A 16429-nucleotide genomic window follows, 5' to 3' on the forward strand; every position below is an offset into this window, starting at 1 on the left:
TGTACACTACCCGTATGCCCATTTGAAGGTGCTATAGTAGGTTAAAAGGAGCAAAATAGCTTGAAAAGGATGTGCCACCACATGTAGAACGGATATTTTTCAAAAAAACTTCGGAATCGGTGATAAAAACGCCAGTTTTTGTACTCGCAAGATTTTTAAACATTTTGATGCGTCAGTACTGGTACTGGCTACAGACTATAGCTAGATGGAAGAATATGTGATATAATTTAAGTGGTAAACATGTTCCTGAAAACAGATGGAGGTGCCAATATGGAAAAACGAATACAGGATGAGTTGAATATTCTAAAAGATATCATTATAGATACTGTTCCTGTAGAACAGATATTCCTGTTCGGTTCCTATGCTGATGGTACACCTCATGCTGAGTCGGATTTAGACCTTTATGTTGTAATATCGGATAATGTTAACATTAGAGAAATTGATGCGATGAGATTAATTCGCAAAGCAATTCGAGATAAAAAAACAATGCCTGTAGATGTGATGGTAGGTAAAAAAGATAAGTTTAATCAGCTCAAATCCACTCCTAGTATTGAACGTCAAATCGCAATGGAGGGGATGGTGTTGTATGGATAAAGTAACTCAAGCACAGGAATGGTATAGATTTGCTGCAATGGATTTAGACAGTGCCAAATATCTTCTCAAAATGAATCCTGTTCCAATTGAAATGCTATCACTGCCAGCAATCTGCTGAGAAATATCTTAAAGGATATCTTGTTTTGTGCGGCAAGAGACCACCAAAAACACATGATCTAGACGAATTGTGCAACCTTTCTTTGCAATTGTCTGATACCTTTAAGGATATAGCTGACCAGTGTTCTGACCTGGCAGCTTATGGGATCCATTCAAGATACCCGATGGAGATTATGTTAGAAGAACAGGATATGCGGCAGGCATTAAATAGTGCAAAAGCAGTTAGGGATTTTGTTCTAGCCATTGCTCCGTAGATGGTGCCGGAGGAGCAGGAGAAAAACAAATTGTTATAGCCTCGAAATAATACCCCAATCCCACTGGAGCTTAGCAAGCCCGGGGAGAAAAACCCCTCCCCTCGCAACGGTACCGGTTACCATCCGACTTTCTGGGTGAGAAACCTACCTATTAGGGACCCCCTTAGTGCCTCCTTAGTGCCTCTTTCGGTACCTGCCACCTATTTGTCATTGTTTGTCATTGCAACCATCAGAAATGCGCCGGGAACTGTATTCATCCGTCAACTAGCCTGAAACCGCCGACCCATTGTACCTCCCAGAAATGCGCTGGGAACTCAAGCGGCATACTATCACTGCGGCGGTAGATTTGTGATTGCACCCCCTCAGAAATGCGCTAGGAACCGTCCCCGGTGCATCCAACAAAATTGATCTTGACGTGATAGGTTTAGAGGTATATTATAATATTAAAGTAAGTGTTTGAATGAAAAATATCTAAGAGATTTCCGGCTCTAAAAAAGGAGGGATTATCTTTCCAGCCGGGTCAAGGGTGAGTTCGACCTTAGCAGAAAATCTGACATCGCTGGCCGAACACCCAATATTATGGGGAGGCGAGTATTGTGAGTGAAGAGAAGGCATCGAAATTCAATTTTGACTCTGCTAAGCGCTATATGCAGGAGAAGGCCATTGTCCAGGCAATGAACTATCTGGAAGGTGATCCCGAAAACAACATTCCGAAGATCGTAAAAATGTTCCAGAAGCTGACCCCAGTTCCCCTGCACAGAGAGTTTGCCGGGAATATACAGGGCTTTTATGAGGATTATCCGGCGATCAGAACCTATATTAACAGCATTTTTACTGAGATTGACCGGGATGTGCGTAACAAGATGGTTACAAACTTTCTTCTCAACAGCCTGGCCTTGTCCTCGGCCCGCCGCCAACAGGTGCAGGATGAAGAGGGTATTCACGTTCCCTATACATTCTTAATTGACCCGACCAGTGCCTGCAACCTGAAGTGTACCGGATGTTGGGCGGGGGAATACACCAAACATGACCAGATGGAACCCGAGCTCTTCGACCGCATTCTCACAGAGGCTAAAGAATTGGGGATCTATGCTGTTGTTATTTCCGGGGGGGAACCATTTGTTTACCCCTATCTTCTCGACATGATAGAGAAACACAACGATATGGTGTTTATGATTTACACCAATGGAACCAGGATCGATGATGAAGTGGCTGACCGGCTGAAAGCGCTGGGTAATGTTTCACCCACCATCAGTCTGGAGGGATGGGAAGAAGAAACAGATGCCCGCCGCGGCAAAGGCACATTCCAAAAAGTCATTGCTGCGATGAACCGCCTGAAACAACGGGGAGTCTTCTTCGGAACATCTCTGACGATTACCAGGAATAATGTTGATAAACTCATGAGTGATGAGTTTCTCGATTTCCTCATCGATCAAGGTGTTAAATATGTGTGGTCATTCCATTATGTACCTATTGGACGCCAGCCGGATACCGATCTGATGATTTTGCCGGAGCAGCGGGCCTACCTGTCGGAGAGGGTCAATTATCTCCGGTTTAACAAGCCCCTGCCCATTATGGATTTTTGGAATGACGGTGCCTATACTGAAGGTTGTATTGCCGGTGGCAAGTGCTTCTTCCATATCAATGCCCGCGGTGATGTAGAGCCCTGTGCCTTTGCTCACTTTTCTGTCGATAATATTCGGGAAAAGAGTTTTAAAGAGGTCATATCCAGTCCGCTCTTTACTGCATACCAGAAGGGACAGCCCTTTTCAGATAATATGCTGTGTCCCTGCCCGATCATTGATCAACCGGAGGCACTGCGGCGGATTGTCAAGGAAACAGGAGCGCACCCCACACATGAAGGGGCAGATTCGGTTTTAACCGGAGAGCTTGCCAGCTTCCTTGACCAGCGCTCAGCTGACTGGAAGGCTGCGGCGGATCCGATTTGGGCATCTCGCCAGAAAGCACAGTAGTTGGTACCTTTTACGATCAGAATTTGACAGCCCGGGTTTTTATAAATTAGAGATAATACCCCGGGCTGTTTTGTTTGGGTTGAATATGAGGTGATTTTATGAGTAAGTATAAGAAGACAGAAAATCAGGATAAAGGCATAGAAGATGAAACCGATAGTTGCGAGATTTTTACGTATGATGAGGGGAAGGTCAGCAGGCTGAAAAAAGAGGTTGTGCAGACCGAGGGGCTGTCGACTTATTTTAAAGCCTTGGCTGATGATAACAGGTTGAAGATTATTCATGCCCTCTCCCGTGAGGAGCTTTGTGTTCGTGATGTAGCTGATATTATCGGAACCACAATGCAGGTGGCTTCCCATCACCTGCGTGTTTTGAGGGATATAGGGTTGGTGAAAAACCGCAAAGAAGGCAAACACGTCTTTTACAGCTTAAAGGATCGCAAAACAGCAGAATTTGTCCAAAATGTAATCGAGGACCTCGAGGACCCGCAGGAAAGAAAGAAACCATGGTAGACTTTGGTGGCAGAAATGCATCGGGGACGGTTCCTGGTGCATTTCTGCGTATCGAACTAATATGCATGTCAGGGATCTAGCATCAAACCACTATCTTGCACTTGAGCATTCAAAAATAGCGCTAGAGCCTAACCATACATGAGCCAGTTCATGGCCTAAAGTGAATTGCGCTGCTCAGGGGTTAAAAAATCACTGTGTAGTATGAAATGTTCTATTATATTCATCCAGAGGTTCTTCAAAATTGTTGATGATAACTTGGGTGGATAACAGTTCTCATTGTTATATTTATTGCCCTCCGCCTTTGTATTGCTTTTTCGCCAAACTACCAGGTAATCCCTCTATATATTTACTAGCATAAGAAAAATAGGCATCATTTTGGCCATTTTTCACTGAATCTTACCAATACGACATTTTCCCCAGTGGGGCGGTTTTTGTTGGGCAGAGTTGGGGCTGTTATAAATGTTAAGCCCTGCCTAATTGCCTTTTCATCCTTTAAGCGGTCAGTATCAATATCGGTCATAGCTTTGACCAGCTCAGTTTTCCATCTTGGGGGCAGACTTGAGTAATTCATTGATAGAGGGCAGCCACAAATGACAGGGATTAACATCCCAGACAGCGAATAATGTTAGGAAGATGGGTTGAGATTCTTGTGCGAGTGCGAGTGCGAGTGCAGGCGATTCATGAATTGCCCTATTGCCTCTTATCCCGGGAGATGATGGGTAGAACCGGCTGAAGAAGAAGCGCATACCTATAATTTAGTGCCGGCGAGCGCTGTCGAAAATGTAATTATAGATTTATATAAATAAAAGGTGTTTAAAAGAGGTGTTACGAAGATGCAAATATTTGGCCGACCTGACCATAAGAACCATTCCCTTGTCGTCCCTGGTACCTCCCAGAAATGCGCTAGGAACCGTCCCCAGTGCATCGCCCAGCGCATCTTAGTTACAGGTGGTGCCGGATATATAGGTTCGCACACCTGTGTTGCCTTGCTGGAAGCAGGGCATGTAGTGACCGTTGTTGACAATCTTTGCAACAGTAAGATTCAGACGATAGACAGAATAAAACAAATAACGAAGAAAGATCTTACATTCTATCAGAAAGATGTGACAGATGAAGCAGCGGTGGATGCTATCTTCTCTAATCACTCTTTTGATGGGATCATTCATTTTGCCGGTTTTAAAGCTGTGGGTGAGTCTGTTGAGTTCCCTTTAAAATATTATTACAACAACACTGTCAGCACCATGGTGCTGGCTAAATACTGCCTGAAATACGGAGTGAAGCAATTTGTTTTTAGTTCATCGGCTACAGTGTATGGAGAGAATGAAGTTCCATTTGTGGAGACGATGAGACTTCTTCCTACTACTAACCCTTATGGTGAAACCAAAGTGATCAGTGAACGGGTTTTGACCGATATTGCTAAAGCAAACCCAGGCTTTTCCGTCTCGCTGCTTAGATATTTCAACCCGGTGGGAGCCCATGAGAGCGGATTAATCGGCGAAGATCCCCGCGGTATTCCCAATAATCTAATGCCTTTTATAACTCAGGTTGCCAATGGGAAACTTGAAAAGTTACGAGTCTTTGGCAATGACTATCCGACTGCAGATGGCACCGGGGTAAGGGACTATATTCATGTGGTGGACCTTGCGGAAGGGCATGTTGCTGCTCTTGAGAACTTAACGGCTGGTGTGCATGTCTATAATCTAGGGACTGGCCGGGGGACTTCTGTGCTGGAATTAGTGAATGCCTTCCAGGAAGTCAATGGTGTCAAAGTTCCTTATGAAATTGTGGATAGAAGACCTGGTGACATCGCCGAGTGTTATGCCGATGCCAGCAAGGCAAAGGCAGAACTCGGTTGGACAGCTAAGCGCGGCATAAAAGAAATGTGCCGTGATGCCTGGAAATGGGGTCATCTCACAGCGGCAAATCCTTCTCCATAAAGATTCGCATCCCAATCCCATAAAGCACAACCCCAACAGCAGCAAGTGCAATAAACTGCATCAAATAGCTGCTGCCGTTTAGGATTGCATCTGTATCAAACAGTGAATTCAGTGTTAGATATTTAAACCCTTCAAGGCTTTCATCCACCTTGGACATAATTTGAAAGAGAAAGAAAGCGATGGGTATTCCTGCACCCAGAGCCAGGGAGTTCTTCGATAAATTGAAGATACAGGAAAATAAAAACGAAATACTGCTGATGGCAAACATTAGTAAAAACAAACCTAAATTGAGCAGCAATAAATCTGTGATGCTGACATCGATGTCACCCTGGAAAAGATGAATGGAAAAAAGGCCAACGATTGTGAAGATAATCAACATCATTAAAATTGATGTGATCAGGTAGACTGCTTGTGTTCCCACTACTGCACTTCTTTTGATAGGGGTCGATAGTAGGTAAGCCATAGATCCTTTGTCTACTTGTGAGGCGATCAGGCTGTTGGCGGTTATGATAATAAATATTATTGGTAAAATAACCCCATGGATCGAATAGAAAGTCTGGGCGAGCATACCAAGAAATGTCTGCTCTTCTAAAATATTTTCAAGCGGTGTGCCTTTTATCAGATCTGTCAAATTAGAAATCGTTTCTGGTTCAAAAACCGCAACGAGTATTACACAAAAAACGCTTGTGATCAGCGTGATGATCAGCCATAATTTAAAATTTGCTTTGCATGTTTGCTTGAAAATTGTTTTGCTGAACATTAATTCTCCCCCTTTAGTATAAGCTTTTAAAGTATTTTTCAAGGGTGTATTTGATTTCTGTGATCGACTTAATATGATATCTTTTCAGCGCTTTGAATAAAGCGTTGATCTGACGGTCATGCACATTTAAAGTGACCTGGTTTTTACTTTCTTCTTTATTCGCAAACTCAAACTCCTCTGACAAAAATCGCAGATAATCCTCATGAGATGTAAACTCAATTTGATAAACCTTTTCTTCATGGTGTTTTATCTCATCGGTTGGCTTCACAGCGATAATTTTACCGTCTTTTATAAAGGCCACTTTGTCACATGTTTGTTCGACTTCTTCAAACATATGGCTCGTCATGAAAATCGTTTTGCCTCTTTTCTTTTCTTCCTTAAGAATGGCAATAAATTCTGATCTCATCAGGGGATCAAGCCCGGTTGTGGGCTCATCTAGAATCAGGATATCAGGATCGGCCATCAAGGCAGCGACAATAGCCGTTTTCTGCTTCATCCCTTTAGACATTCTTTTTAAATTAGCAGATGGATCGAGCTGCAGCTTACTTATTATTGTTTCTGCAAAGGACATGCTTTTGAGTCCTAACAGTTCCGCTTGCCTTTTTAGAAATTCTGTTCCTGTCGGTGCATCTGGAAAGGCGATTTCGCCAGGAACATAGCCGACGATTTTTTTAATTTCAGATGAATCTTTCCAACAATCTAATTTGTTTATTGCTGCACTCCCGCTCTCTGGTTTTATAAATCCCATCATATGCCGAATCGTCGTGGTTTTACCTGCTCCGTTGATGCCCACATAACCGAACACCTCACCTTTTTCAATGGAAAGGTTGATGTCAAAAATGCCTTTTCCTTCGCCATAATCTTTTGTCAGGTTTTTAATTTCAATTAACGGCATTATTCAGCACCCGCCTCATCGTTTGTGCTGCGGCCGTAAAATTTCATAAAATAATCTTCCAGTGTAAACTTGATTTCGGAAAAAAACTTTAAGTCATAATCAGCTATGAAGTTGATAAAGCTGTTTATATCGGCATCAGCTACAGATATTACCGCTTGGCATTTGTCACATTTGAGGGCTTTTACCTCAAGTGTTCGCTGTGATTTAACATCTCTACAAAAACGCTCAAACTGTTCTTTAATATTGAATTCGAATTTAAAGGTTTTGCTTGTATTGCTGCGCAGTTGGTCCGGGTCGAAGGTTGATATTAATCGTCCGTCCTTGATAATGGATACTTTGTCACAGGTAGCGTCTACCTCGTGAAAGATATGGCTTGCCATCAGAATGGTTTTGCCTTTTTCTCTTTCCTCTTTGATTAATTCAATAAAGATATTTTGCATAATTGGATCAAGGCCGCTTGTCGGCTCATCCAAAACAAGCACATCGGGATCATTCATAAAAGCCACCACAATGGCCAGTTTTCGTTTGATACCCAGAGGCATGCGATTCAATTTGCCGGAGGGATCAAGCTCAAATTTTTCAATTAAATAATTGGTGTGAGTCATATCTTTCATGCCACGCAGTTCTGCCATCATCTTAATAAACTCTGTTCCGGTCAGTGATGCAGGCATTGCAATTTCACCCGGCAGATAGCCAAGATTCTTTTGGATTTCGCTTGCGTTTTTCCAGCTGTTCAACCCATTTACAAAGGTGTGCCCCTTCTGCGGACGGGAAAATCCCATGATATGCCGGATTACAGTGGTTTTACCTGCTCCGTTCGGCCCCAAGAAGCCATAAATTTCACCCTTTTCAACGTTAAAGGAAACGTCGAACACACCACGATGATAACCATAATCTTTCGTTAGATGCTCAATCTGAATTATAAAAGGGGTCAGGCTTGAGTAATTGAGTAATTTACTTTTTCCCACATCCAACCTCCTACTTCCCACATCTCGTTTTGCCAGGCAAAGGCTTCCGTATTCCATTTATCACAAATCAAGATTTTCGATTTCTTCATCTTTAACGGTGTAGTTATCCAACAATATGAAACGAGACACAAAAAATCCTCCTATAAAGTGTACAATATACTTGGAATGATTGAAAGCGAGCAAAGGTACCGGTTACCTCCGAACTTTTGTCGAATGTGATGTTACCTATTATAATCATGATGCAGTGGTTTAAAGCTGTGTAACAAACATATAATACTGCCCAGAGTTGTGACACAGGACACGGAAAATACGTTACAATGGAAGTATGAGCGCAATCATTACTCAGCCGACTTCAAAGCCAGCTGATTGCGGATAGAAGTTCAAGTATAAAAGGAGGAGAACGATGATGATGGTTGCCAAGGAGGAGCTTTCAGAATTAGTACGGCGGGTTGTTAGTTTTATTATTACGTTGGTTATTTTAGGGATTATCAATGCTATTGTGGTTAGGCTTCCTGCAATGGATATTGAAGTATACGATACCATCACTGTTGCATATATCGCATCTATGGTCATCTCCGTGATCATTGTGGCCATTGTTGTTATTTTTGGTAAAGATATTGCCGTTCGGGTAGAAAGAATTATTCCTGAATTTCCTGAATTAAACCCGATCATCTATAATATAGCGATTCTTGCCGCCATCATTATTGCTTACAGGGCATTTGAGGGGCTTTTTATCCCGTTGTTGGATGAGAGCAATATTATGTGGCTCTATCCGGTAGTTTTTCTGTGTGCGGCTATTCTCCCGATCTACCGGCTCACTGCTGTGCTCTTCACCAGTTCAGGGAAAATCGCTGACGTTATTGTGAAGGAAAAGAAAACGACCATAGGTGGTACAGTTGTCTGCCCTGCGTGTGGTACTAGTGTAGTCAAGTCGAAGTTCTGCGGTGCGTGTGGTCAGGAATTACCACAACCCACTGCTGCAAGTAGCTGTCCAAAGTGTGGTTCAGCATTAAAGCCGGGAGCAAGGTTTTGTGTTTACTGCGGGACAGAGGTTAGTGAGCCCAAAGCTGCGCCTCAGCATGGGGATGGTAATCATTCATAAATTTTCAGAGGAAAATTTTCCTTCTCCTTTTAATGTGGCATTGAAAAATTCCAAGATTAGACTGTTTTCAAACTCGATACTCTCTCTAGCATCCACCTCTGCTTCCCCTCCATTTAGCAGGTTGGTGAGAAATGGGGATACTATGGCAAGATCTGTGAGAGTTAGGTGCTTAGTACCCTTTAGATACACGTCATAGACTTCCTTGCATATTTGATCAGATATTTTATTGCCTGCATAGACTCCCGTATTGGTGCCGTCCTTAAGTTGTACCCATACCTGATCAGAGTAAATATTCAGAATAGGTGTATCATATGGTTCTTTAGTCGCAATAAATTCATCTATCTTAGAATCATAAACCATTTCACTAAAATATGGGCCATCAATATTGATCACAGCGTCCACGTCCTTTCGCTCTCTTCCTATCTGTACACTTGCAGCTGCTCCCATGGAATGTCCAAATACACCTATTTTGTCACAATCTATGAGTTGGTACAGTTCTATGATGTCAGATTGTTGAGACTGTGCCGCATATTGCAAGATGGCGTCTATTGTAAAACTGATATCATCGGTGCGGATTTTCATCCATTTTTGTATTAAGTCATATGTTTCTTTCTTTGTATAATAAGCATCCGTATTGGAATAGGTAACTTCATTCATATATGCCTTATCAACTAATACCACCTTTCCATTTTCTGATTTAGTATAGAAAGAATGTCTTGGATGATCGATGGAACAAACCACGTAACCATGACTGGCTAAATCTTCATATGAAGAAATGTTGCTATTCTTAATACCAAAAGCACCGTGAGAAAAAACAACTAGAGGATATTTTCCATCCGTATTCATCGGATACCAGAAACCGACATTTACCTGTCTTTTGCTGCCGGTATAATAATCTGTTATGGTATCACTTGTATATGTATATTGCGCTGTAGCAACATCATATTTTCCTGTTCGCTGTGGTGCTTGATATTGGGGGAAAAGAAATGCGGGGATGAGTACAACTGCATAAATTAGAATCATCCCGGTTGCTTTAAGAATAACACTTCTTTTTACGAAATTGTTTTGTCTTTTTTCGCTGTTGAAATCAGAATGTATACACCTTTTACAGCAAGTATCAGTAATAATAATCCCAGTAAATACCAGCGCATGCCCCATTCAAAAACCTTTAAGAAACAAAGTATAATAAAAATCCCAAACCCCAGCAGTCGTGCATAGCTTTTAACTTTAGGTTGTATAGAAGCTGTATGAATACAATAGGATGCAAATATGATTTCAAATGCTATTAATAAAATAAAGATAATGGTTGTCATGATTTCCTCCTTTATTTAGCTTCTATTATATTCTAAATAAATAGAGTAGCACACACTAAAAATACCACAAGAGGTTCGTTGAGAAGTAAGTCAACTCGGAAATACACCTGTACCTAAACTGCTGTTTCAGATGTCGGCGCCCATGATTTCTACCATGATTGTCAACGGGTTATACTATCTTATTGATGCAGTTTTTGTGGGAAGAGTAGTAGGAGGGGAAGCCTTAGGCGGTCTGGCGGCAGGTTTCCCATTGATAGCTGGTAGTGGCCTTGGGAACTATGGAGCAATTTATCATATTACCAATTGTGGTAATCGGATCAGATATATTTAAAGGTGAAGAAGATTACTAGGTTTACCTAACGATAACGATATGAAAACAAGCCATGGGAAAATACACTTTTACACTGTATTCATGATGACAAATCAAGTGCATATGCAAAGAGCAACTGAAGACATCAGGAAAAATCATAAGAAGGAACCCGGCATTAACTTAAAGAATATGAAAAAAGTGAGAAAGGAGGTTTTTCCATGGAGACGATTCTTAATGTGAAGGGTCTGACCAAAAGTTTCGGACCCAAGAAGGCGGTCGACGGGATAAGCTTAAGCGTAATCCGCGGCGAGGTTATGGGGCTGCTCGGGCCGAATGGGGCGGGCAAGACTACGGCCATTCGTATGATCATGGGTATTCTGACTCCCGATGCAGGTGAGATTTGCTTTAATTTTGGCGGGCGTCCCCAACAGCTCGATAAAGGCAAGATCGGCTACCTGCCTGAGGAGAGGGGTCTTTATGATGATGCCCGGGTCATCGAGAACCTGCTTTACCTGGCTGACTTGAAGGGGAGACCTGCCAGGGAAGCGCGGCGGGAGGCGCTGCAATGGCTGGAGCGGCTTGACCTGGGCGATTATGCGGATCAGAAGCTGGAGAAGCTCTCCAAGGGGATGCAGCAGAAGGTACAATTTATTGCCTCGATCTTGCACCGCCCGGAGCTGGTCCTCTTTGACGAGCCCTTTTCGGGACTTGATCCGGTGAACCAGGATTTCTTCAAAGAGATCATTCGCGAGCTGCAGGATGGCGGGACTACAGTGCTGCTCTCTGCCCACCAGATGAACCTGGTCGAAGAGCTCTGTGATTCGATCTTTCTGATCAATCACGGCCGCGAAGTCCTCTCTGGGAAGCTGCAGGCGATCAAAGAAAGCTATAAAGAGCATCTTGTCGAGCTGCGCTACAACCCCGCTGAGGAGAGCGGCTTTCTGAAGAAGATTCCAGGGCTGCGGATATTGCGGGAACAGCCGGGGCTGGCGGTAATGCGCTACAGCGGCAGCGCCGGCATCAATGCCCTGCTGCAGGAGTTCGGGTCGAGGCTGACGGTTAGCACCATTACTGTGGAGAAGCCTCCGCTGCACGAGATTTTCATTGAGACCGTCCGCGAAAGGGGTGAAGATATTGAAGTGGCCTAATGTTTTCAGAGTTTTTCGCTGGGAATTTCTAAAAAACCTGAAAAGTCCGGTTTTCCTGATAACAACCCTGATGATGCCTTTAATCATGCTCCTGTCAGCCGGAATCAGCTATTATGCCGGTACGAGCATCTTGAAAGAGGAGATGCAGGTAGCGGTAATCGACGAAACAGGGGAGTTCTTTCCCTACCTGGAATCTAACCTTGCTGACTCTCCGGTGAAAGTGACCCTGCATGATCCCGCACAGCGGGAGCAGCTGGCCGAACAGGTAGAAGATCGCCAACTGAACGGCTACCTCATCTTTACCAAGGAGAACATGCAAAGCGGGATGATCGACTACTATGTCCGCGATGCCAAAGAGGCGAAGATAGGGGCACTCAACGAGGCGGTCACAACGGCGCTCACTCTTTACCGGATGGAGAAGATCGGGCTGACCGCGGAGGAAATCAACCTGGCCACCGCGCCGGTAGTTTTACATTCGCGCAGTGTAAGCGGCGAAGAGTTTTCCATGGCCGCATCGATCGCTCCTTTCTTCTTCAGCATAGTCCTGATTATTGCCGTGATGATCTCGGGACAGGTGCTCATGTACGGGGTGATCAAGGAGAAGCGCAACCGCATCATCGAGATACTGCTCTCATCAGTATCCGCGCTCGAACTACTTCTCGGTAAAATTATCGGCTTCGGCCTTCTCGGCCTGCTGCAGATCGGGATCTGGCTGGCGGTAGGGCTGGCAGCAGCCAGCCGCTTCATGGATCTGAGCCAGGTGGGCATGAGCCCCGCAGAGCTCTTTCCCGTGGCGCTCTTTTTTATTGGCGGCTACGTGATGTTTGCCGCCCTCTTTGCGGCTATGGGAGCGACGATGAAAGATGCCGAGGGGGGCAGCCAGATACAGGGCATGGTTGTGATCATCCCGATGATCCCCATGTTCGCCTCAGGCGCCATTGTGATGTCCCCCAACGCACTGTGGGTGAAGATCTGCAGCTATATCCCCATCTTCACACCGGCAACAATGCTGATGCGCATCGGAGCCACTACCTTGCCATGGTGGGAACTGGCCTCCACTTTCGCTGTTTTGATGCTCGGGGTGGTTTTCTTTATCTACCTCGGAGCGCGCATCTTCAGCCGCGGCCTGCTGCAGTTTGAGAGGACGATCTCAGTTAAAGAGATCGGGAAAATGATGCATAAGAATTACTAAAACGGGGTCAGGCTTGAGTAATTTACTTATTGAACCAGGGCAGGTTTGCTTTATTGCTTTAGGTGGCAGAGGCATGCAGTGTTCGCAGCCGACTTTCCCGCCAGGTATCCGGTGGAAAATGCTGCCTGCAGATTAAATCCTCCGGTGTAGCCATCTACATCCAGTATTTCACCGGCAAAATACAAACCTTTTACTAACTTTGACTCCATGGTCTTGGGATTGATTCCCTTAACCTCTACTCCTCCGGCAGTAACTATAGCTTCGCTAATAGGACGGGTAGCGGTGATAGTTATTTCCAAACTCTTGAACAGTTGCAGCAATTTTCTACGCTCCACCCGGGTCACCTGGTTGCTTTCCTTGTTCCCGTCTATAGCGCTTAATGCTACTATAACTGGGATCAATTTTTTAGGTAAAAGGCGGTCCAGTGAGTTCTTAAACTGACGCCGAGAATAGATATCTAAATCACGCTGCAATCGCGCATCCAGTTTTTCCTCAGTTAAGGCCGGTTTCAGGTCTATGCACAACCGCACTGTTTCCTGCCTGCTATAAAGCACTTCACCTATATCCCGGCTCATGCTCAAAATAATTGGTCCTGATACACCAAAATGGGTAAAAAGCATTTCTCCAAACTCCTGGTTAATACGGCTGCCATCCAACCGGTAGGCACTGGCCTCTACATTTTTAAGATTTAGGCCCTGTAGTTCTTTTACCCATTCTTCGTTGGCAACCAGCGGTACCAATCCAGGGCGGGGCGGGATGATGCGATGCCCGGCAGCTCGCGCCCAATCGTATCCATCTCCGGTAGACCCGGTACCCGGGTATGACATCCCTCCGGTAGCGATGATGGCAGTAGCACAGGGAAGAACTCCCTCACCTGCCTTGATTCCCTTAATCTGGGAAGCTTCTATTTCCACACCCTGTACCCGGTGCTTACAAATAATTTCCACACTATTATTTAGCATGTTCCGGTAAAATCTGTACCACATCCTCTGCCCGACCACTGGCAGGAAAGACCCGCTGACCGCGTTCAGTAACCGTTGCCAACCCTCGTTTATTAAAGAAGTTAACCAAATCCTGATTGGAAAACTGGTTCAGGGCGCTATATAGAAAACGTCCGTTACCGGCATAGCCGGAAATAAAATTCGCCCCTTCCAGAGCCGAAGTAATGTTGCAGCGACCCTTTCCGGTCAGCTTAAGCTTTTTCCCCACTTGCTCCTTCTTCTCCAGCAGGGTTACCTTTGCACCATTCTCAGCCGCAGCAGCCGCCGCCATCATCCTGCGGGCCCACCGCCGACTACTATCACTCTTTGCATATCCTATCCTCCAATGGGGTCAGGCTTGAGTAATTTACTTTCTGTTCAGGGCTAGTCTCAGGGACTCTAGGAGCCGATGACGGTCACAACAACGCGGCGCCTTTTCCGCGGGCCGTCGAATTCGCAGAAAAAGATATTCTGCCAGGTGGAGAGCCCCAGTCTGCGGCATCAATATTCCGTAATCTATAGTTTAGTTGATGCATGGCAGGATTTCAATGATGGGGTCAGGCTTGAGTAATTTACTTATTCCCACCTCCTACCTCCAACATCCCGCTTCCCACATCTCATTTACCAGGCTTGCCTTTTTGCTTTTAGCAGTCACCTTCATGTTCCTAATGCCTTTTTTCTTTCTTCTTTCTAATTAAACCCGCGGTCAGCAACAGTGCGCAATAAAGCAGAACTGCAACGGTCATGATCGCAAATAAATCACGCGTTACAGAATAAGTAGTTGTCGTAAAGCCCTTAATACAGAGATGACCAATCAGATACGCAGCAGGAATACCAATTATATATTCAAGGACCCGTTTTGCTTTCGTATCTTTGCGGAAACTGAGCAGCAAAACTCCCAAGATCATGATCAGCATGATCGCAATAAAAATATAATAGCCCAATACCAGCCGCGGCAGTGTGATGATACCACGGTCGGGATCAGGGTTATAACCGTAAACAAAGGTATCCTCCGCGCCATCGGTATGATAAAAAACAGCTGCATTCTCAGCGTTGGCTGGTTTTAACACGATGTTTTGTCCAACACTTCTTTTGCCGAACTGATATTTCCAAACGGAGATATTATAGATATATACAGAAGTATTATCCGGGTCAAAATATTCGTCAACATCGTACCCGCTGATGGCTTTGTTGACAGTAACAATGATTGTACCATCCTCGTTTTCACTAAAAGTAAACATATTATCCGAATACGGCAGATATTCGGGTGTTGTAAGAAAAGCAATAATTGAAACAGCAAGTGCCAGAACTAAAACTGCAGTCAGGGCAATTGCCTTTAGTCTTTGCTTCTGCAGCGTCGCTTTCACCTTTTTCAGCGGTATGTCTTCTATTGTTATGCTATCTTCCTGTTTACGCATATCCTCAAGATTCTTCCGGCAGGCAGAGCAGGTCGCAATATGTTCCTCAACTGCTTTCCGGCTGTCCTCGCTTGCAAGATCTTCCACATATAATGGCAGCAGGTCACTGATTATCTTACAAGATAACTTCATAAATTTCCCTCCATTGCGTCTTGAATTTTCTTTCTGGAACGGTGATAAGTGACACATGCCCAGTTTTCACTTTTATTAAACAAGGCGCCAATCTGTTTGAAGCTCAGTTCACCAAACACGCGCAGGGAAAACACTTCTTTATACGGCTCATCAAGTTCATGCAGCACTTGATTTATTTTCATCATTTCCTCGGACGAAATGATAAGAGCCTCAATGTCGGTTGTATCCTTTATATCGGGTAACAACTCAGCAGTCTGCAGCCTGCCGTTCTTTCTCAAATATGAGCAATAGCAATTCTTCGCAATCTGGCAAAGCCAAACGCGGATATTACATGAGCCACGAAACCCGTCAATTGCGGCCATTGCCTTTAAAAAGGTTTCGCTTGTAATATCTTCTGCTATTTGCTCATTGCCTGATATCTTCTTTATATACAAGAATACATCGCGGAAATATGTTTGATAAACCTGCTCAAAGCTCGTTCACTTTCTCACATCCTCATCTATAAGACGCACAAAAAGCGTAAATCTTACAAACGGTGGGGTCAGCCGCTTCCCATATCTCATTTCGCCAGGCTTGCTTTATTGCCTTTTGGGCTAGATGAGCAGGAAAAAGCTATCGAACCATTATTGCGGAAGGGGATATGTACGACCACACCGCCGTGCCATTACCGCGTTATACTGCCCGTTAGTTCGGATTGTTTCAATTCCTAGGTATGCTAAAACAAGGAAAAAGGTACTGCGGGGACTAAATATATTTCCTGTGTTTCAATTCCTTGTAGGTATGTAAAAACAAGATCCGAACTATAGCACCTCCGTTACGCGAGACTT

17 protein-coding genes and 2 pseudogenes are annotated in these 16429 nt (G+C 44.3%); 10 read left to right on the top strand and 9 right to left on the bottom strand.

Going from position 1 to position 16429, the window contains the following annotated elements; genetic code table 11:
• Positions 1 to 270: 270 nt before the first annotated feature.
• From SSCH_RS02625 to galE, 6 genes are all read left to right on the top strand, one after another.
• Positions 271 to 594, top strand: a complete 324-nt coding sequence (locus tag SSCH_RS02625) for a nucleotidyltransferase domain-containing protein (protein WP_044664124.1) — start codon at positions 271 to 273, stop codon at positions 592 to 594.
• Entirely contained in the window at positions 587 to 712 is a 126-nt protein-coding gene (locus SSCH_RS20710) for a hypothetical protein (RefSeq protein ID WP_269746102.1), read from the top strand. Before SSCH_RS02625 ends, SSCH_RS20710 begins: the two co-directional genes overlap by 8 nt.
• Positions 713 to 737: 25 nt before the next feature.
• The gene (locus SSCH_RS02630) at positions 738 to 965 is read left to right on the top strand and encodes a HEPN domain-containing protein (protein ID WP_232294174.1); all 228 of its coding nucleotides are present in this window, start codon (positions 738 to 740) and stop codon (positions 963 to 965) included.
• 596 nt (positions 966 to 1561) lie between these two features.
• Positions 1562 to 2938, top strand: a complete 1377-nt coding sequence (locus SSCH_RS02635) for a radical SAM protein (RefSeq protein ID WP_232294175.1) — start codon at positions 1562 to 1564, stop codon at positions 2936 to 2938.
• A 98-nt stretch (positions 2939 to 3036) separates the two neighbouring features.
• Positions 3037 to 3447 carry an ArsR/SmtB family transcription factor gene (locus tag SSCH_RS02640; protein ID WP_044664115.1) on the top strand — a complete coding sequence of 137 codons (411 nt, stop codon included), beginning with the start codon at positions 3037 to 3039 and terminating at the stop codon, positions 3445 to 3447.
• Positions 3448 to 4256: 809 nt separating this feature from the next.
• A complete protein-coding gene (gene galE / locus SSCH_RS02645) occupies positions 4257 to 5384 on the top strand; it encodes a UDP-glucose 4-epimerase GalE (protein ID WP_232294176.1) in 1128 nt (375 codons plus the stop codon).
• On the opposite strand, the gene SSCH_RS02650 is transcribed toward galE, so the two are convergent.
• The 3 genes from SSCH_RS02650 to SSCH_RS02660 are packed head-to-tail and all read right to left on the bottom strand — an operon-like array spanning position 5359 to position 8007.
• Positions 5359 to 6144, bottom strand: coding sequence for an ABC transporter permease subunit (locus SSCH_RS02650; protein ID WP_044664116.1), 786 nt, complete (start codon positions 6142 to 6144; stop codon positions 5359 to 5361). The genes galE and SSCH_RS02650 overlap by 26 nt on opposite strands.
• Before the next feature lie 13 nt (positions 6145 to 6157).
• On the bottom strand, positions 6158 to 7039 hold the full coding sequence (locus SSCH_RS02655) for an ABC transporter ATP-binding protein (RefSeq protein WP_044664117.1): 882 nt from the start codon (positions 7037 to 7039) through the stop codon (positions 6158 to 6160).
• Positions 7039 to 8007: an ABC transporter ATP-binding protein gene (locus SSCH_RS02660; RefSeq protein ID WP_198142115.1), complete on the bottom strand. Its 969-nt coding sequence runs from the start codon at positions 8005 to 8007 to the stop codon at positions 7039 to 7041. Before SSCH_RS02660 ends, SSCH_RS02655 begins: the two co-directional genes overlap by 1 nt.
• Before the next feature lie 403 nt (positions 8008 to 8410).
• On the opposite strand from SSCH_RS02660, the gene SSCH_RS16080 reads away from it, so the two are divergent.
• Positions 8411 to 9109, top strand: a complete 699-nt coding sequence (locus SSCH_RS16080) for a zinc ribbon domain-containing protein (RefSeq protein ID WP_052835225.1) — start codon at positions 8411 to 8413, stop codon at positions 9107 to 9109.
• On the opposite strand, the gene SSCH_RS02670 is transcribed toward SSCH_RS16080, so the two are convergent.
• Positions 9104 to 10132 (bottom strand): alpha/beta hydrolase family protein, encoded by a 1029-nt coding sequence (locus SSCH_RS02670; protein ID WP_198142116.1) that lies wholly within the window; start codon positions 10130 to 10132, stop codon positions 9104 to 9106. The genes SSCH_RS16080 and SSCH_RS02670 overlap by 6 nt on opposite strands.
• 29 nt (positions 10133 to 10161) lie before the next feature.
• Positions 10162 to 10422 (bottom strand): hypothetical protein, encoded by a 261-nt coding sequence (locus tag SSCH_RS18735; protein ID WP_198142117.1) that lies wholly within the window; start codon positions 10420 to 10422, stop codon positions 10162 to 10164.
• Positions 10423 to 10552: 130 nt separating this feature from the next.
• On the opposite strand from SSCH_RS18735, the gene SSCH_RS02675 reads away from it, so the two are divergent.
• The 3 genes from SSCH_RS02675 to SSCH_RS02690 all read left to right on the top strand — a co-directional run bounded on the left by SSCH_RS02675 (position 10553) and on the right by SSCH_RS02690 (position 13072).
• The gene (locus SSCH_RS02675) at positions 10553 to 10753 is read left to right on the top strand and encodes a hypothetical protein (protein WP_156972049.1); all 201 of its coding nucleotides are present in this window, start codon (positions 10553 to 10555) and stop codon (positions 10751 to 10753) included.
• A 197-nt stretch (positions 10754 to 10950) separates the two neighbouring features.
• Positions 10951 to 11880, top strand: a complete 930-nt coding sequence (locus SSCH_RS02685; RefSeq protein WP_044664120.1) for an ABC transporter ATP-binding protein — start codon at positions 10951 to 10953, stop codon at positions 11878 to 11880.
• Positions 11867 to 13072 carry an ABC transporter permease gene (locus SSCH_RS02690; RefSeq protein WP_044664121.1) on the top strand — a complete coding sequence of 402 codons (1206 nt, stop codon included), beginning with the start codon at positions 11867 to 11869 and terminating at the stop codon, positions 13070 to 13072. Before SSCH_RS02685 ends, SSCH_RS02690 begins: the two co-directional genes overlap by 14 nt.
• Before the next feature lie 50 nt (positions 13073 to 13122).
• Here SSCH_RS02690 and SSCH_RS02695 read toward each other — a convergent pair.
• The 4 genes and pseudogenes from SSCH_RS02695 to SSCH_RS02705 all read right to left on the bottom strand — a co-directional run.
• Positions 13123 to 14347 (bottom strand): annotated as a pseudogene (locus SSCH_RS02695) (NAD(P)/FAD-dependent oxidoreductase).
• Positions 14348 to 14451: 104 nt separating this feature from the next.
• Positions 14452 to 14544, bottom strand: coding sequence for a YjbQ family protein (locus SSCH_RS21590; RefSeq protein WP_198142119.1), 93 nt, complete (start codon positions 14542 to 14544; stop codon positions 14452 to 14454).
• Between the two features lie 173 nt (positions 14545 to 14717).
• Positions 14718 to 15602: a zf-HC2 domain-containing protein gene (locus SSCH_RS02700; protein ID WP_044664122.1), complete on the bottom strand. Its 885-nt coding sequence runs from the start codon at positions 15600 to 15602 to the stop codon at positions 14718 to 14720.
• Positions 15599 to 16063 (bottom strand): annotated as a pseudogene (locus tag SSCH_RS02705) (RNA polymerase sigma factor); the annotation flags it as partial. The pseudogene SSCH_RS02705 and the gene SSCH_RS02700, both read right to left, overlap by 4 nt.
• Positions 16064 to 16429: the final 366 nt, after the last annotated feature.

Origin of the sequence: Syntrophaceticus schinkii (assembly GCF_000946815.1) — a bacterium.
Lineage (GTDB): Bacteria > Bacillota > DSM-12270 > Thermacetogeniales > Thermacetogeniaceae > Syntrophaceticus > Syntrophaceticus schinkii.

What these genes read in the sequence shown, in the direction of transcription:
- SSCH_RS02625 (WP_044664124.1), top strand. Translation starts at nt 271, where the DNA reads ATGGAAAAACGAATACAGGATGAGTTGAATATTCTAAAAGATATCATT.
- SSCH_RS20710 (WP_269746102.1), top strand. Translation starts at nt 587, where the DNA reads ATGGATAAAGTAACTCAAGCACAGGAATGGTATAGATTTGCTGCAATG.
- SSCH_RS02640 (WP_044664115.1), top strand. Translation starts at nt 3,037, where the DNA reads ATGAGTAAGTATAAGAAGACAGAAAATCAGGATAAAGGCATAGAAGAT.
- SSCH_RS02650 (WP_044664116.1), bottom strand. Translation starts at nt 6,144, where the DNA reads ATGTTCAGCAAAACAATTTTCAAGCAAACATGCAAAGCAAATTTTAAA.
- SSCH_RS02655 (WP_044664117.1), bottom strand. Translation starts at nt 7,039, where the DNA reads ATGCCGTTAATTGAAATTAAAAACCTGACAAAAGATTATGGCGAAGGA.
- SSCH_RS16080 (WP_052835225.1), top strand. Translation starts at nt 8,411, where the DNA reads ATGATGATGGTTGCCAAGGAGGAGCTTTCAGAATTAGTACGGCGGGTT.
- SSCH_RS02670 (WP_198142116.1), bottom strand. Translation starts at nt 10,132, where the DNA reads ATGATTCTAATTTATGCAGTTGTACTCATCCCCGCATTTCTTTTCCCC.
- SSCH_RS18735 (WP_198142117.1), bottom strand. Translation starts at nt 10,422, where the DNA reads ATGACAACCATTATCTTTATTTTATTAATAGCATTTGAAATCATATTT.
- SSCH_RS02675 (WP_156972049.1), top strand. Translation starts at nt 10,553, where the DNA reads ATGTCGGCGCCCATGATTTCTACCATGATTGTCAACGGGTTATACTAT.
- SSCH_RS02685 (WP_044664120.1), top strand. Translation starts at nt 10,951, where the DNA reads ATGGAGACGATTCTTAATGTGAAGGGTCTGACCAAAAGTTTCGGACCC.
- SSCH_RS02700 (WP_044664122.1), bottom strand. Translation starts at nt 15,602, where the DNA reads ATGAAGTTATCTTGTAAGATAATCAGTGACCTGCTGCCATTATATGTG.